Below are 14,449 nucleotides of genomic sequence, written 5' to 3'. Positions count from 1 at the left end.
ACAAACCTGGCTGGCGCGCAATGGGCGCAGGCCAACGGCAAGGCGGCCTTGCACGTCTGCGCCGGCTTCGTGGCCGCGGCGCGTTTGTGCCATACTCCGGCATCTTTCAGGCATGCCCCTGCAAACTGACGTGAGCGCCCCTCTTTCGCCCGCCCGCCTGCGCGTGCTGCTCGGTGCCGATCCGGCCGATGACCGGCCGCTGCCCTGGTTCGCCCTCAATGCCTACGGGCAGTTGCAGGCGCAGGGCCAGGATGCGCCCGGGGCGCTGCCGCATGCCGCCAGGCTGGAGCTGTTGGTACCGCCTGAGCGTATCAGCACCCACCAGGTCAACCTGCCCCGGCAGCCGCTCGCCAAGTTGCGCGCCTTGCTGCCGCTCGCGCTGGAGGACAAGCTGCTCGCGCCGGCCGCCCAGCTGCATTTTGCGCTGCAGCCGCTCGGCGAGCGGCAATGGCGGGTATTTGTGCTCGAGCGCGCCTGGCTTGCGGCGTGGCTGGCACGCTTGCAGCAGGCCGGCCACCAGATCGAAGGCGCCTATCCGCTGGCCAGCCTGCCAAGGCCCGCTGTCGCCGGTTGGCTGCAGCTGTCGTTGCCCGACGGCGCCGGATTGCTGATCTCGCCGCAGGGCGAGACCGTGCCGTTCGACGATCCGACGCTCGTCCCGGTGCTGACCGCCGGGGAAACCGTGGACCAGCTCGCGCTGGAGCAGGTATGCGCCGGCCCTGTCGAGGTCGACACCAATCTGCTGCAGGGTGATTTCACCGCCGAGCCGGCGTGGCGGTTCGATTGGCGGCCGTGGCGCCGCGTAGCCGCGCTGGCCGGGGCATTGCTGCTGCTGTGCACCGTCGCCAACCTGGCCGAGTGGTGGCGGCTGCAGCAGCGTACGGAGGCACTCAAGCGCGAGATGCGCCAGACCTTCGCCGCCGCCTTTCCCGGCGTGCCGGTGATCGATCCGGTGCTGCAGCTTGCCAGCCGGCTGCGCGAGGCCGGGGTGGCCGAAGGTGCGGCCGGGGCCCCTGCCGGCGGCGATGCACTCGCACTGCTGCAGCGGCTCGATACGCTGGCCGGGCCCCAGCTGCGGCTGGCACGCATCCGTCTGGCGGAGGGCCGACTCGAACTTGAAGTGATCGGCGACGCCGCCGCGCTCCAACGCCAGCTCGCCGCGGCGGGGCTCGCCTTCGAGTTGCAGCCGGGCAGCCAAGGCCGCGGTGTCTTGTGGCGGCAGGAGTGAACATGGATCGCTTTCGACTCTTCTGGCGGCAGCGCACCGGGCGCGAGCGCGTGTTCCTTGGCATCTGCGGCGTGCTGCTTGCGGTTGCGCTCTTCTATCTGGTGCTGTGGCAACCAGCGGCGACGGCGCGCGAGCGGCTGCAGCGGCAGTTGCCCCGGCTGGAGGCCGACCTTGCGCAGATGCAGCGCCAGATCACGCAGCTGAAGGGCAGCCGCGCCAATGCCGGCGCCAGCGGCGACCCGCGCAGCACCGTGCAGGGCATCGTGCAGGCAGCGGGAGTGCAGGCCGATATCCGCGCGCTGCCCGACCAGCGCGTCGCCGTGGATGCACCCGACCTGCCCTTTGCGCAGGCACTCGATCTCTTGACCGCGCTGCGCAGCGACAGCGGGATGCGCATCATGAAGCTGGACATCAAGGAGACCGGCCAGCCCGGCCGCACTTCGCTCAGCATCGAGGTGCAGCGATGAGGCGCCGGGTCTCGCGGCTGGGCTGGTGGTTCGGTGCGCTCCTGCTGCTGTTCGCGCTGGCGCGCCTGCCGGCGGTGCTGTTCATCGGGCAGTTGCCCGCGCCATGGCAGGCGGGGTCGGTCGAAGGCACGCTCTGGCAAGGCCGGATCGGCCAGTTGGGCGTCAATGGCATGCAGCTGCTGCAGGATGTGCGCTGGCAGTGGCAACCGGCGGCGTTGCTGCGGGGCGAGCTGGCCTGGCAACTGAGCACGCGGCATCGGGATCAGCCCGGCCAGGCAAGGCTGGTGCTGGGTGCCGGCGGCGCCCGGGCCGAGGCCGTTGCGCTGCAGCTGCCGGCCGCCCCGCTGTTCGCGCTGGACAAGCGCCTGGCCGCGATCCAGCTTGGCGGCGAGCTGCGCATCGACGCGCCGCTGTTGTCACGCACGGATTGGAACGCCACGGTGGTCCAATGGCTACGTGCCAACGCCATGGTGACCCCGAACGCCAATCCGTTCGGCGACTACCGCATCACCCTGGGTCGTGAAGGCAGCGTGCCGACCTGGCAGATCGCCCCGCTCGGCGGCACGCTGGCCATTGTCGGCAACGGACGTCTGACGGGCACCGGACCGCAGGGCGAGCTGACCTTCACCCCCGCAAGCGGCCAGGAGGCCCAGTTCGCCCCGCTGCTGAATCTGCTCGGCGGCAGCGGCAACGCGCGCACGCTGCGGCTGGATCCGGGGCGCTGATCATCCGGCCTGATGGTCAGGCCGTTCAATTCGACTAGGAGCATCCCCCATATGAAGAAGATCGAAGCGATCATCAAGCCGTTCAAACTGGACGAAGTGCGCGAAGCCTTGTCCGACCTTGGCATCTCGGGCCTGACGGTCATCGAGGTCAAGGGCTTCGGCCGCCAGAAAGGTCACACCGAGCTGTACCGGGGCGCCGAATACGTGGTCGACTTCCTGCCCAAGACCAAGGTCGAGGTGATCCTGGCCGATGAGCAGGTGGAGGCGGCGATCGAGGCCATCGTCAACGCCGCGCGTACCGGCAAGATCGGCGATGGCAAGATCTTCGTCACTCCGGTGGAATACGTGGTGCGCATCCGGACCGGCGAAACCAACGAGGACGCCATCTGAGGCACCCGTTCCCGATGGTCCGCGGCGTCTGGCCGGCGCCGCGCCATGCGGGCTCCGCCGCGGTTCAGCCGACCGCGCGGTCGAGCAACGGGCAGTAGCCGGGCAGGCGAAACCGCAACGCCCCCGGCAGCGCCTCGATCCTGAAATGGGTTCCGGCCAGCGGTTCGCCATCCAGGTTCAGATGGACGGGGTGCGGCGTTTCCAGCGTCAACCATGGCACACGCGCACTGACCACGCTTTCGGCCTCCTCGCCGTCGATCAGCCGCTCCAGCAGCGTGGGCAGCAGTTCCTCGCCCGCCAGGATGCGCAGATCGAGCAGACCATTGTCCAGCCGTGCCTGTGGGCACAGCAGGTGGCCGCCACCGGCCTGCGAGCCGTTGCCCACCGCCAGCACCAGGAAGTCGCCTTCCCAATTGAAGCCGGGTCCGACCACCTTGCCGTAATCAGCGGTGATCGAGGTGAAGCGGCGCAGTCCGGTCAGCAGATAGGCGAAACCGCCCAGCAGTTCCTTCTGCTCGGACGGCGTATCGACGGTGAGCTGGGTGCCGAAGCCGCCGGTGGCCATGTTGACGAAGATGCGCTCGTTCACCCGCCCCGCGTCGACCGTGGCGATCGGACCGGCCAACGCCAGGCGCAATGCCGGCAGCGGTGCAAGCGGGATGCCGGCGCCATGCGCGAAATCGTTGGCCGTGCCGAGCGGCACCAGCCCCAGCACCGGCCGTTGCTCGATGTCGTGCGCCAGGATTGCCCCCGCCACTTCGTTGAGTGTGCCGTCGCCGCCGCCGGCGATCACGGTGGCGGCCCCTTCGGCAACCGCCTCATGCGTGAAACGCGCTGCATCGCCCTGCTCCCAGGTGACGCGCACTTCCAGCCGGTGGCCCTGGTTGCGCGCGGCAAGCACCGCTTCGCGCAGTTCCGGATCGGCGGCCGCCTTGCCATGAACGATCAGACGGACCAGATCGCCGGGGGTCGTTGCCATTCGCTTCGCTCACCTTCTGCCATTGCGCCCCTGGGGCGCGGATTGATTGTGCGGGCACGACTGCCGGCGGCGCGGCACCTGCCCCGTGCCAGCTAGAACTCGTGCGGGTCGACGTCCAGCAACCAACGCACCCCGCGCGGCGGGTTTTCCGACAACGTGGCGGCCAGATGCCGCAGCGCCACCTGCAGGGGCGCGCGCCCCGGGGCGCTCAGCACCACGTGGGCACGCTCCCAGCCGGCCTTGCGCGCCATGGCTGCCGGCACGGGTTCCGCCACCTGGATCGGAAAACCGGCCAATTGTGCGGCAGCTTCGCGCAGGAACGCCAGTGCAGTCGCCTGCTCGCGGGCCTGGGCGCGCACGATGGCCCAGGCGGCATACGGCGGCAGCGCGAGGCTGCGCCGCTCAGCCAGCTGTGCATCGGCGAACGCGGCGTAATCGCCCGCCACCAGCGCGGCATAGAACGGATGCTCGGGATACTGGGTCTGGATCAGCACGCGCCCGGCCTGCCCGGCGCGGCCAGCACGGCCCGCCACCTGCAGCAACTGTGCGAACAGTCTTTCCTCGGCCCGGAAGTCGACACTGAACAGGCCGTTGTCGGCATTGAGCACCACCACCAGGTCCAGCCCCGGGAAATCATGGCCCTTGGCCAGCATCTGCGTGCCGACCAGCAGGTCGGCCTCACCGGTGTGGGCCTGCTGCAGCATTTCGCCCAGCGCGCCCTTGCGCCGGGTGCTGTCGCGGTCGATGCGCAGCACATTGGCCTGCGGAAACAATTGCGCCAACGCCGATTCCACGCGCTGCGACCCCTGCCCCAGCGGCTTCAGGTCCTGATTGCCGCAATCCGGGCAGGCGGCGGGTACCCGTTCCTCGTGACCGCAATGGTGGCAGCGCAGCCGGCGATCGGCCAGGTGCAGCACCAGCCGCGCCGAGCATTGGGGGCACGCCGAGATCCAGCCGCAGTCATGGCAGGCCAACACCGGCGCATAACCGCGCCGGTTGACGAACACCAGCGCCTGCCGGCCCGCCGCGAGCACCTCGCGCAGCGCCTGCAGCGCCGGCTCGGCGAGGCCATCATGCATCCGCTGCCGCTGCGTCGGCAGCAACTCGATGCGTGGTGGCCGCGCACCGGCGACGGCCCGCGTGCGCAGCTGCAAGAGCCGATAGCGGGCATCGCGCGCGTTCTTCCAGCTCTCCAGCCCCGGTGTGGCCGAGCCCAGTACCACCGGCACCTGCCGCAACCGGGCCCGGTACACCGCGACATCACGCGCCGAATAACGGAATCCCTCGGCCTGGCGATACGAGGCATCGTGCTCCTCATCGATGATGATCAGCCCGAGCGCCGGCAGCGGCGTGAAGATCGCCAGCCGCGTGCCCAGCACCACGCCGGCCTCTCCTTGCGCTGCCGCCAGCCAATGCCGGACCCGCTCGCCGTCGGCCAGACCGCTGTGCAGGCTGACGATGCGCTCGTGTGGAAAACGGGCGCGGAAGCGGGCTTCCAATTGCGGGGTCAGATTGATCTCCGGCACCAGCACCAGCACCTGCTGCCCCCGCTGGCGCGCCGTCGCAATGGTCCGGAGATAGACCTCGGTCTTGCCGCTGCCGGTGATGCCGTACAGCAGCAAGGGGGCGAACCCCTGTGCCGCGTCAATGGCGGCGACGGCGGCCTGCTGCTCCGGGTTGAGCAGCGGGATCTCGCCAGCCATGGCGCCCGGCGCCGCCGCGGCAGGCAGCCGCGCCGGTGCGACCAGCCCCTGTGCCAGCCAACCCTGCACCCAGCGCAGCGCATCACCGGCAACCTGCCGGATCGCCGCCACGCTTTGCGGCTGGGCCAGTGCCTGGGCCAGGGCGCGCTGCTTGCGGGCACGTGCGGGCACCTGCGCCAGCAGGGCCGCGGCATCGGTTGCCACATAGGCTTGCGTGCCGGTCGATCCGGCCCAGGGCCGGGGCAGCCGGAACACGCCCGGCACCGCGGCGGCCAGCACGGCGCCGAACGGATAGGCGTAGTAATCGGTACAGAAGCGGCACAGCGCCAGCACATCCTCGGGCAGCGCCGGCATGTCGGACGGTGCCAGCAAGGCATCCCGCACTTGCTCCAGCGCCGGCTGCTGGGCGTGCACGGCCACGACGATGCCGGACAGGACCTGCTTGCCGAACGGCACCACGATGCGCTGCCCGACCATGGGCGCAAGCCCGGGCGGCAGCCGATAGTCGAACAGGCGCGCCAGCGGTACATCAAGCGCAACCGTGGCAAAACGCTCGCTCATCCTCCCCCCATCCGCGGCATGCGCTGGGACATTGCACACGTCAGCGTGAGGGGTACGGCCAGGTACTGCACAACTACCCACAACTCTTGTGGATAACTTTGTGTGCAATCTGGCGATATCTCGTTCGAACCCTTGTTTTTATGGGCCACCAGCTAGATTGCCTATTTTTTACACCAAACAGAAAAATACTTAAAAATCAACACCTTGAAAAAACACCCCGGATCGGGGGTGGCACTGCGCGCCCTGCTTGACAAGCCGGAGCGTCAGCTTACCGTGCTTGTGCATAACTTAAGGCCGAAACCGCGACCTTTGCACGAGCAAGCGCAGGTAACGGCTTGTTTTGCCTCAGATTCACGGCGCCGGCGCGTGGTAAGGCAATGAATGCCGATGGACCGCATCGACCAGCACGGCGACATGCTCGGGCGGCGTGAACTGGTTGATGCCATGGCCAAGGTTGAACACGTGGCCGCCGCCATGGCCGTAGTCCGCCAGCAAGCGCCCCACCTCGGCATCGATCGCCTGCGGGTTGGCAAAGAGTGCGCTCGGGTCGAAGTTGCCCTGCAGCGCGACGCGCCCGCCCACGCGTGCGCGGGCCTGGGCCAGGTTCATGGTCCAGTCCAGGCCGATGGCGTCGCATCCGATGTCGGCAATGTCTTCCAGCCACAGCCCGCCACCCTTGGTGAACACGATGACCGGCACCTGGCGGCCCTCCGCCTCGCGGGTGAGGCCGGCCACGATGCGCTGCATATAGCCCAGCGAGAATTCCTGGTACTTGCCGTAGGCGAGCGCCCCGCCCCAGGTATCGAAGATCTGCACCGCCTGCGCACCGGCGGCGATCTGGGCATTGAGGTAGTCGGTGACGGCACGGGCCGTGATATCGAGTACGTGGTGCAGCAGGTCCGGGCGGTCGTACAGCAGCGTCTTGACGCGCCGGAAATCGCTTGAGCCACCGCCTTCGATCATGTAGCAGGCCAGCGTGAACGGGCTGCCCGAGAAACCGATCAATGGGACGCGGCCATCTAGGGCGCGGCGGATGCTGCGCACGGCGTCGGTCACGTAGGCCAGATCGCTGCCCACGTCGGGCACGGCCAGCGCGCGGATCGCGGCCTCATCCTGCAGCGGCCGCTCGAACCGGGGCCCCTCGCCTTCGGCGAAGTAGAGCCCCAGCCCCATGGCGTCGGGCACGGTGAGGATGTCGGAGAACAGGATGGCGGCATCGAGCGGGAAGCGTTCCAGCGGCTGCAGCGTCACTTCGGTGGCAAGGTCGGTGGACTTGCACAGCTGTAGGAACGAGCCGGCACGTTTGCGTGTGGCGCAATACTCGGGCAGATAGCGCCCGGCCTGGCGCATCAGCCAGACCGGCGTGTACCCAGTGGGTTCGCGCAGCAGCGCGCGCAGGAAGGTGTCATTTTTCAGTGTGGTCATGGATGTTCCGGGAGGCGGCCCGCCGGCCGCGTCAGATTCAGCTCAATGCCCAGCGGCCCTCGCCCTGGCAATCGAGAAAGCGGTTGTGGAACGCGCGCAGCGACGAACGATGGCCGACGCTGATCATGATCGCGCCGGGCAGGTCGCGGATCAGCGTCTGGTAGAGCGCGGACTCGGTCGGCTCGTCGATCGACGAGGTGGCCTCGTCGAGCACCAGCACCTGCGGACGCTCCAGCAGCGCGCGGGCGATGGCGATCCGCTGCTGCTCACCCAGACTCAGGATGTGCGACCAGCTGTCCACCTCGTCCAGACGCCCGGCCAGATGCGGCAGATGTACCTTGTGCAGCAGCTCGGCCAGCGTCGCGTCGTCGACCGCCACCTCGCGCGGGTAGCACAGCAGCTCGCGCAAGGTCCCGAGCGGCATATAGGGTCGTTGCGACAGGAACAATGCATCATCCGGATAGGCGGTCCGCCCCTGGGCAAACGGCCAGATGCCCGCGAGCGTGCGCAGCAGCGTGCTCTTGCCGGTGCCCGACAGACCTTGCACCAGCAGACGCTCGCCACGCTGCAACGAGAACGCCAGATCGGCAAGCAACACGCGCCCGTCGGGCTTGCGTACCTCGAGCGCGGCGGCGTCGAAACGTTCCTCCGCCGGGGCTGGCGCGATCACCGCCAGGGCGCCGGCCTTGAATAGCCCACGTTCGAACAGCGCCAACCGGTCGATCACCGCCTTCCATACCGCAAGTGAATTGAAGCTGCTGATCACGAATTCCAGCGAGTCGTAGACCTTGCCGAACGCATTGACGATCTGCATCAGGCCACCCAGCTGGATTTCCTTGGCAAACAGGCGCGGCGCGCCCACCAGCATCGGGAAGATGATGGCAAGCTGCCCCCAGAAGGTGGTGAACCACGACAGGCGCTTTTGCCTGCCAATCAAGGTCAGCGCATTGGCCAGCACGTGCTGGAAGCGGGTGCGCAAGGTGTGCGCCTCCTGCCGCTCGCCTTCATACAGCGCGATCGATTCCGCGTTCTCCCGGACACGGATCAGGGCGAAACGGAAATTGGCCTCGCGCCGTTGCTGTTCGAAATTCAGGCCCACCAGCGGCTTGCCGATCCAGATCGTGATGGCGGTCCCCACTGCGGCGTAGATCAGCGCCACCCACAGCATGTAGCCCTGGATTTCCCAGGTCCGCCCGGCGAAGGCAAAGCTCAGCGGCCCCGACAGCGCCCACAGGATGGAGACGAACGACACAAAGGTCACCACCGAGCGCAACAGCCCCAGCGACAATCCCAGCGTCAGCGAAACGAACTGGTTGATGTCCTCGGCGATCCGCTGATCAGGGTTGTCGGTTTCCTTGTCGGTCAACTGCAGCCGGTAGTAGCCCTGGTGATCGAGCCAACGTTGATTGAAGTGCTCGGTCATCCAACGACGCCAGCGAATCTCCAGCAACTGCTGCAGATAGTTGGCGTACACGGCAATCACGATGTAGATGCCGGCGAGCCAGGTGAACTTGACGATGGCCTGCCAGAATCCCTTGGCATCCAGGTTCTGCAGCGTGTTGTAGAACACGCTGTACCAGGCATTGAACTGCACGTTCATGTAGACGATGCCAAGGCTCAGCGCGACCACCGCAGCCAGCAGGGCACCGGCGCGCCATCTTTCCTCCGAGACCCAATAGGGCTTGGCCAATCGCCAGAAATTACGGAACAGCTCACGCTTGCTGATGCGTTGTTCTTGGTCCATCCGCTCTCCCCTTGCTGCTGATGGCGCAGGCATCCGGCGTGCCTGCGGTTTCCGGTCCGGCAATGGCTATCGGCAAGGCCGCTGCGTCCAGCCCTTGCCGCGCCGGCATTGCCAATCCTCGCGTACCTGTTCGATCACCCAGGTGGATGGCGCTTCGAACGACAGCGCGAAATTGAAGCGGTAGGCCGCCACCGCGCCGTCCGGCCAGCCCTTCAGCTGCATCTGCAGCGCAATCCGGTGCGCATCCGCCCCCAGCGCGCGCTGCTCGATGCGCAGTTCGCGGTAAGGCGCAACGCCATACTCGTCGGCGATCCGGTCCTTCAGATACCGGTAGGCGGCCTCCACCGGCGTCTGGCCCGGCTCGCCACGATGGATCACGGCGCGCCGTGGCGCGGCGGCGGGCTCGCTGGAAGCCGCGGGCCCGGGGTCGGCCAGCACGATGCCCGGCAGCAGCGCTGCCCAGGCAAAGCCGTTGCGCAGCGCCTGCCTCATGCCTGCTCCTTGGCCCAGGAATCCTTGAGCGTCACGGTGCGGTTGAACACCAGTTGCTCACCCGGCCGATGGTCGCGGCGGTCGGTGACGAAATAGCCCAGCCGCTCGAACTGGTAGCGCGCCTCGGCCGGCAGGTCAAGCGCCACCCGTTCCACGTAGGCGGTCACCGTCCTGAGCGAATCGGGATTGATGAACTGCTTGAAGTCGAGGTACTGGCCGTCCTCGCCGCGCACGGCATCCGGACGCGGCACAGTGAAGAGCCGGTCGTAGAGCCGCACCTGGGCCGGCACCGAGTGCGCTTCGCTGACCCAGTGGATCACGCCCTTGACCTTGCGGCCCACCGGGTTCTGGCCCAGCGTGTCGTGGTCGATGCTGCACTTGAGCTCGACGACGTTGCCGTCCGCATCCTTGACCACGTCGTCGCACCGGATCACATAGGAATAGCGCAACCGCACCTCACCGCCCGGGGTCAGGCGCTGCCAGCCCTTGGGCGGCACCTCGGCGAAATCGTCGCGCTCGATCCACAGGGTTGCGCCGATGGGCACCTCGCGCTCGCCAAACTCGGGATGATGCGGGTGGAACGGCGCGCTACGCGAGCCGGTGCGGCCCGCTTCGTAGTTGGTGAGCGTCACCTTGAGCGGATCGAGCACCGCCATGATGCGCGGGCTCGATTCCTCCAGCGACTCGCGCACCGCGCCTTCGAGCACGCTGAAGTCGACCACGTTCTCGGACTTGGAGACGCCGACGCGCTGGGCAAAGAGCCGCAACCCTTCCGGTGTGTAGCCACGCCGGCGCATGCCCGATACCGTGGTCATCCGCGGATCATCCCAGCCGCCGACGAACCCCTCCTGCACCAGCTGCATCAGCTTGCGCTTGGAGGTGATGGTGTAGAGCAGCTCCAGCCGTGAGAACTCGATCTGCTGCGGGTGGGCGTCGATGGTGATGTTGTCGAGCACCCAGTCGTACAGCGGCCGGTGATCCTCGAATTCGAGCGAGCACAGGCTATGGGTGATGCCTTCCAGCGCATCGGAGATGCAGTGGGTGTAGTCGTACATCGGGTAGATGCACCAGTTGTCGCCGGTGCGATGGTGATGCGCGCGCTTGATGCGATAGATGACCGGATCGCGCAGGTTCAGGTTGGGCGAGGCCATGTCGATCCGGAGTCGCAGCGTCTTGCTGCCGTCCTCGAACTCGCCTGCCTTCATCCGGCGAAAAAGCTCGAGGTTCTCCTCGACGCTGCGGTTGCGGTAGGGGCTGTCCTTGCCCGGCCTGACGAAATCGCCGCGGTGTTCGCGCATCGCTTCGGGCGTGAGGTCGCACACGAAAGCCTTGCCGGCAAGGATGAGTTCCTCGGCATAGTCGTAGAGCCGCTGGAAATAGTCAGACGCGAAACGGGTCTGGCCATGCCAGTCGAACCCGAGCCAGCGCACATCCTCCTGGATCGCGTTGACGTACTCGTCCTCTTCCTTCTCCGGATTGGTGTCATCCATGCGCAGGTTGCAGCAGCCGTTGAAATCCTGCGCCAGTCCGAAGTTGATCTGGATGGCCTTGACGTGCCCGATGTGCAGATAGCCGTTGGGCTCGGGTGGGAAGCGCGTCGCCACCTGGCGATGCTTGCCCGAGGCAAGATCGGCCTCGATGATTTGGCGGATGAAATTGCTGGCCGGTACGTCGTTGCTCATGCTGGAAAAGGGGCGCGGGTTCAAAGAAGGTTGATTGTAGCGGAAAGCCTCCGCCCGCTGCGCTGCGCCACCGTCGGTCATACCCGTGGAATTAGTGTCCCGCACCCAGTCTAAGCTGGCATTCCGATCCTGTTGATCGGATACGCAGCAGGAGGTTGTCCATGAAACTGGCTGACTATTCCCAAATGTTCGTTTCGTTCCATCAGGGCTGGGACGAGCTGCGCGCCACGCATCCACATGCGCGCGCGGTGTTCTTCAAGCTGGTGCTGCCGCTGTCGCTGCTGCCGGCGCTGATGATCCTGTACGCCGGCATGCGTTCGGGCGGGTACTATGCCCCGGCGCTGGGTCTGTCCGGCTGGGCGATGCTCGCGGCGATCTTCCTTGCGGCCGAGCTGGCGACCGTGGTACTGATGGGCTGGGTGGTGCACCGGCTGACCGCACGGCAGGTGGACAGCAGCAGCTTCGACCACGGCTTCCTGCTGGCGGCAATCGCCGCCGTGCCGATGTGGCTGTCGTCGCTGACGCTGTTCGTGCCCAACCTTGGCTTCAACATCGCCTGTGCCGTGCTGGGCCTGCTGGCCGCCTGCGCGCTGGTATACCACGGTGTGCCGACCATGGCCGGCTACGAGCGGCGCGATGAGGTGCGTGACCTGACCTACCTCGTGATGTGGATCGGTGCGGGCGCGTGGGCGATCCTCAGCATCCTCGTGCTGGTCCCGATGATGAACGGATGAGGCAACGCGCGCATTGAAAAGAGCGGGACCACCCGCTCTTTTCATTTGCCCCGTCGCTGCGCTCAGCGCTGCCCCTTCATGCCGGCACGGCGGCTCACCGGGTCGCCCCGGCCCCGGCCCCGGCGGTACGCGGCAGCACGAGGTTGAGCACGATGGCAAGGATGCTGACGAGGCCGACCCCCGCGAGGCTGAAATCGCCGAGCCTGAGCGTGAGGCCGCCGATGCCGCAGGTCAGCACCACCGAGACGATCACCAGATTGCGCGGTGCCATCAGATCCACCTTGGCATCGATCAGCGTCTTGAGGCCGATGCTGGCGATGGTGCCGAACAGCAGCACCATGATGCCGCCCATGACCGGCAGCGGAATCGAGGTGAGGATGGCGTTGAACTTGCCGAAGAACGCCAGGATCACCGCCAGCACCGCAGCCCAGCTCATGATCACCGGGTTGAAGTTGCGGGTGATCATCAGCGCGCCGGTCACTTCGGAATAGGTGGTGATCGGCGGACCGCCGACAAAGCCGGCAAAGCACACCCCCACGCCGTCGCCGGCCAGCGTGCGATGCAGGCCGGGCCTGACCGTGTAGTCCTGCCCGGCGACCTTGCCCACTGCCATCACCGCGCCGATATGCTCGATGGTCGGCGCGATCGCCACCGGCAGCATGAACAGTGCCGCCGCCCAGCTGATCTCCGGTGCCACCCAGGCAGGCATTGCAAACCATGGCGCCGCGGCAACGGCCGAGACATCGGCCACGCCCAGCGCCAGCGCCGCGATGTACCCGACGATGACGCCGCACAGGATGGGCACCAGCCGCAGCATGCCGCCGGCGAACACCGCCACGACCACGGTAATCGCCAATGAAATCGTCGCAAGCAGCAGCGAGACACCGTAGGGCAAGAGCTGCTTGCCGCCCGACTGCCCCATGGCCATGCCCGACGCGGCAACAGCCACCGACAGCCCGATCACCATGATCACCGGCCCGATCACCACCGGCGGCAGCAGCCGGTTGATCAAGCCCATGCCGCGCCACCGGATCAGCCCTGCGACGACGAAATACATGAAGCCGGCGACGATCAGCCCGAACTGGGTCGCGCCCTGGCCCCAGGTCTGCATGGCGACGATGATGGGCCCGATGAACGCGAACGACGAGCCGAGGAAGATCGGCACCTGCCGCCCGGTCAGCCACTGGAAGATCAGCGTGCCCACCCCTGCGCCCAACAACGCCATCGCCGGATTGAGCCCGGTCAGCAGCGGCACGAGCACCAAGGCCCCGAAGGCGACGAACAGGATCTGCGCGCCGGAGACCGCCTGTTTCAGTATTCCGAACATCTCAACCCCCTTTTATGGATCTGCGCCGCTGCGCACCGATCACGGCGGACGCGGCCAGCGCCTGGCACCATAGCGCAGCCCTGCGGGCTGGGCACACGCGTCATGCGCAACGGCGGGCAGTACATGCTGCCGCCATGATCACGCGCAACCCGGGCTTACTTGGTGCCGAAGATCTTGTCGCCGGCGTCGCCCAACCCCGGAATGATGTAGCCATGCTCGTCCAGATGGCTGTCCAATGCGGCGCAGTAGAGCGGCACGTCTGGATGGCAGGCATTGACGAGCCGAACCCCTTCGGGCGCGGCCACCATCACGATCGCCTTGATGTGCTGGCAGCCCTTGCGTTTGAGCATGTCGATGGTGGCGACCATCGAACCACCGGTGGCAAGCATGGGATCGATGATCAGTGCCAGCCTGTCATCCAGGCTGCCGACAAACTTCTCGAAGTACGGCTCGGGCTGCAGCGTCTCTTCGTTGCGCGCCAGCCCCACCACGCTGATCTTGGCCGAGGGCACCAGATCGAGCACGCCGCCCAGCATGCCCAGCCCCGCGCGCAGGATGGGTACCACTGTCAGCTTCTTGCCCTTGATCTTGCGCACCGTCACTTCGCCGCACCAGCCCTGGATCGACGTGGGTTCCAGCGCCAGATCACGGGTGGCCTCGTAGGCCAGCAGGCGTGCCAGCTCTTCGGTGAGCAGGCGGAACTTGTTGGTGCTGACATCCGCTTCGCGCAACAGCGCCAGCTTGTGCTGGACCAGTGGGTGATCGACGATGGTGATCTGCATGGCGGTTCCGGGTGAAGGGCAAACCCTTCCATTGTAAGTGGCGGCCTTGAGCGTGCCATTGGCGAAACACGCTAGGGCGCTTGCCACGCCCACCAGCCGGGTCATGCCTGTGCCATGGGCGCAAATGCGGCGCAGGCAAGCGCAAAATACACCGAACAACGCGGGCTGCCGGCCGGTCCATCCTCACATCCGCATCCGCGTGACAGGAAC

General features: G+C 67.0%; 13 protein-coding genes. 5 read left to right on the top strand and 8 right to left on the bottom strand.

What is annotated here, in order from left to right; genetic code table 11:
- Window positions 1–130: 130 nt before the first annotated feature.
- Genes gspL through N8I74_RS08610 form a run of 4 tightly spaced genes read left to right on the top strand, consistent with a single transcriptional unit; the run spans window position 131 to window position 2,810 of the window.
- A complete protein-coding gene (gene gspL, locus N8I74_RS08625) occupies window positions 131–1,228 on the top strand; it encodes a type II secretion system protein GspL (RefSeq protein ID WP_263126488.1) in 1,098 nt (365 codons plus the stop codon).
- A 2-nt stretch (window positions 1,229–1,230) separates the two neighbouring features.
- Window positions 1,231–1,695 (top strand): type II secretion system protein M, encoded by a 465-nt coding sequence (locus N8I74_RS08620; protein ID WP_263126487.1) that lies wholly within the window; start codon window positions 1,231–1,233, stop codon window positions 1,693–1,695.
- Window positions 1,692–2,420, top strand: coding sequence for a type II secretion system protein N (gene gspN, locus N8I74_RS08615; protein WP_263126486.1), 729 nt, complete (start codon window positions 1,692–1,694; stop codon window positions 2,418–2,420). The genes N8I74_RS08620 and gspN overlap by 4 nt, the downstream gene beginning before the upstream one ends.
- Before the next feature lie 51 nt (window positions 2,421–2,471).
- The gene (locus N8I74_RS08610) at window positions 2,472–2,810 is read left to right on the top strand and encodes a P-II family nitrogen regulator (protein ID WP_263126485.1); all 339 of its coding nucleotides are present in this window, start codon (window positions 2,472–2,474) and stop codon (window positions 2,808–2,810) included.
- Between the two features lie 64 nt (window positions 2,811–2,874).
- On the opposite strand, the gene yegS is transcribed toward N8I74_RS08610, so the two are convergent.
- The 6 genes from yegS to N8I74_RS08580 form a co-directional block, all read right to left on the bottom strand.
- On the bottom strand, window positions 2,875–3,789 hold the full coding sequence (yegS, locus tag N8I74_RS08605) for a lipid kinase YegS (protein ID WP_263126484.1): 915 nt from the start codon (window positions 3,787–3,789) through the stop codon (window positions 2,875–2,877).
- A 92-nt stretch (window positions 3,790–3,881) separates the two neighbouring features.
- The gene (locus N8I74_RS08600; protein ID WP_263126483.1) at window positions 3,882–6,053 is read right to left on the bottom strand and encodes a primosomal protein N'; all 2,172 of its coding nucleotides are present in this window, start codon (window positions 6,051–6,053) and stop codon (window positions 3,882–3,884) included.
- A gap of 351 nt (window positions 6,054–6,404) precedes the next feature.
- Window positions 6,405–7,478 carry a uroporphyrinogen decarboxylase gene (gene hemE, locus N8I74_RS08595; RefSeq protein ID WP_263126482.1) on the bottom strand — a complete coding sequence of 358 codons (1,074 nt, stop codon included), beginning with the start codon at window positions 7,476–7,478 and terminating at the stop codon, window positions 6,405–6,407.
- Window positions 7,479–7,515: 37 nt separating this feature from the next.
- Window positions 7,516–9,222 carry an ABC transporter ATP-binding protein/permease gene (locus tag N8I74_RS08590; protein WP_263126481.1) on the bottom strand — a complete coding sequence of 569 codons (1,707 nt, stop codon included), beginning with the start codon at window positions 9,220–9,222 and terminating at the stop codon, window positions 7,516–7,518.
- A 66-nt stretch (window positions 9,223–9,288) separates the two neighbouring features.
- Window positions 9,289–9,714, bottom strand: coding sequence for a hypothetical protein (locus tag N8I74_RS08585; RefSeq protein WP_263126480.1), 426 nt, complete (start codon window positions 9,712–9,714; stop codon window positions 9,289–9,291).
- Window positions 9,711–11,396 (bottom strand): glutamine--tRNA ligase/YqeY domain fusion protein, encoded by a 1,686-nt coding sequence (locus N8I74_RS08580; RefSeq protein ID WP_263126479.1) that lies wholly within the window; start codon window positions 11,394–11,396, stop codon window positions 9,711–9,713. Before N8I74_RS08580 ends, N8I74_RS08585 begins: the two co-directional genes overlap by 4 nt.
- A gap of 161 nt (window positions 11,397–11,557) precedes the next feature.
- Between N8I74_RS08580 and N8I74_RS08575 the strand changes: the two genes are divergently transcribed.
- On the top strand, window positions 11,558–12,130 hold the full coding sequence (locus N8I74_RS08575) for a YIP1 family protein (RefSeq protein ID WP_263126477.1): 573 nt from the start codon (window positions 11,558–11,560) through the stop codon (window positions 12,128–12,130).
- A gap of 94 nt (window positions 12,131–12,224) precedes the next feature.
- Here N8I74_RS08575 and N8I74_RS08570 read toward each other — a convergent pair whose 3' ends face one another.
- Both N8I74_RS08570 and upp read right to left on the bottom strand, forming a co-directional pair.
- On the bottom strand, window positions 12,225–13,457 hold the full coding sequence (locus N8I74_RS08570; protein WP_263126476.1) for a uracil-xanthine permease family protein: 1,233 nt from the start codon (window positions 13,455–13,457) through the stop codon (window positions 12,225–12,227).
- 155 nt (window positions 13,458–13,612) lie between these two features.
- The gene (gene upp, locus N8I74_RS08565; RefSeq protein WP_263126475.1) at window positions 13,613–14,239 is read right to left on the bottom strand and encodes a uracil phosphoribosyltransferase; all 627 of its coding nucleotides are present in this window, start codon (window positions 14,237–14,239) and stop codon (window positions 13,613–13,615) included.
- Window positions 14,240–14,449 lie beyond the last annotated feature (210 nt).

Origin of the sequence: Chitiniphilus purpureus (assembly GCF_025642115.1) — a bacterium.
Taxonomy (GTDB): domain Bacteria; phylum Pseudomonadota; class Gammaproteobacteria; order Burkholderiales; family Chitinibacteraceae; genus Chitiniphilus; species Chitiniphilus purpureus.
Note: the sequence above shows the minus strand (reverse complement) of the source record. Positions and strands in the feature narration are given on the sequence as shown.

Excerpts from the sequence above, each read along its gene's own strand:
- N8I74_RS08620 (WP_263126487.1), top strand. The coding sequence starts at position 1,231 with ATGGATCGCTTTCGACTCTTCTGGCGGCAGCGCACCGGGCGCGAGCGC.
- gspN (WP_263126486.1), top strand. The coding sequence starts at position 1,692 with ATGAGGCGCCGGGTCTCGCGGCTGGGCTGGTGGTTCGGTGCGCTCCTG.
- N8I74_RS08610 (WP_263126485.1), top strand. The coding sequence starts at position 2,472 with ATGAAGAAGATCGAAGCGATCATCAAGCCGTTCAAACTGGACGAAGTG.
- yegS (WP_263126484.1), bottom strand. The coding sequence starts at position 3,789 with ATGGCAACGACCCCCGGCGATCTGGTCCGTCTGATCGTTCATGGCAAG.
- N8I74_RS08600 (WP_263126483.1), bottom strand. The coding sequence starts at position 6,053 with ATGAGCGAGCGTTTTGCCACGGTTGCGCTTGATGTACCGCTGGCGCGC.
- hemE (WP_263126482.1), bottom strand. The coding sequence starts at position 7,478 with ATGACCACACTGAAAAATGACACCTTCCTGCGCGCGCTGCTGCGCGAA.
- N8I74_RS08590 (WP_263126481.1), bottom strand. The coding sequence starts at position 9,222 with ATGGACCAAGAACAACGCATCAGCAAGCGTGAGCTGTTCCGTAATTTC.
- N8I74_RS08585 (WP_263126480.1), bottom strand. The coding sequence starts at position 9,714 with ATGAGGCAGGCGCTGCGCAACGGCTTTGCCTGGGCAGCGCTGCTGCCG.
- N8I74_RS08580 (WP_263126479.1), bottom strand. The coding sequence starts at position 11,396 with ATGAGCAACGACGTACCGGCCAGCAATTTCATCCGCCAAATCATCGAG.
- N8I74_RS08575 (WP_263126477.1), top strand. The coding sequence starts at position 11,558 with ATGAAACTGGCTGACTATTCCCAAATGTTCGTTTCGTTCCATCAGGGC.
- N8I74_RS08570 (WP_263126476.1), bottom strand. The coding sequence starts at position 13,457 with ATGTTCGGAATACTGAAACAGGCGGTCTCCGGCGCGCAGATCCTGTTC.
- upp (WP_263126475.1), bottom strand. The coding sequence starts at position 14,239 with ATGCAGATCACCATCGTCGATCACCCACTGGTCCAGCACAAGCTGGCG.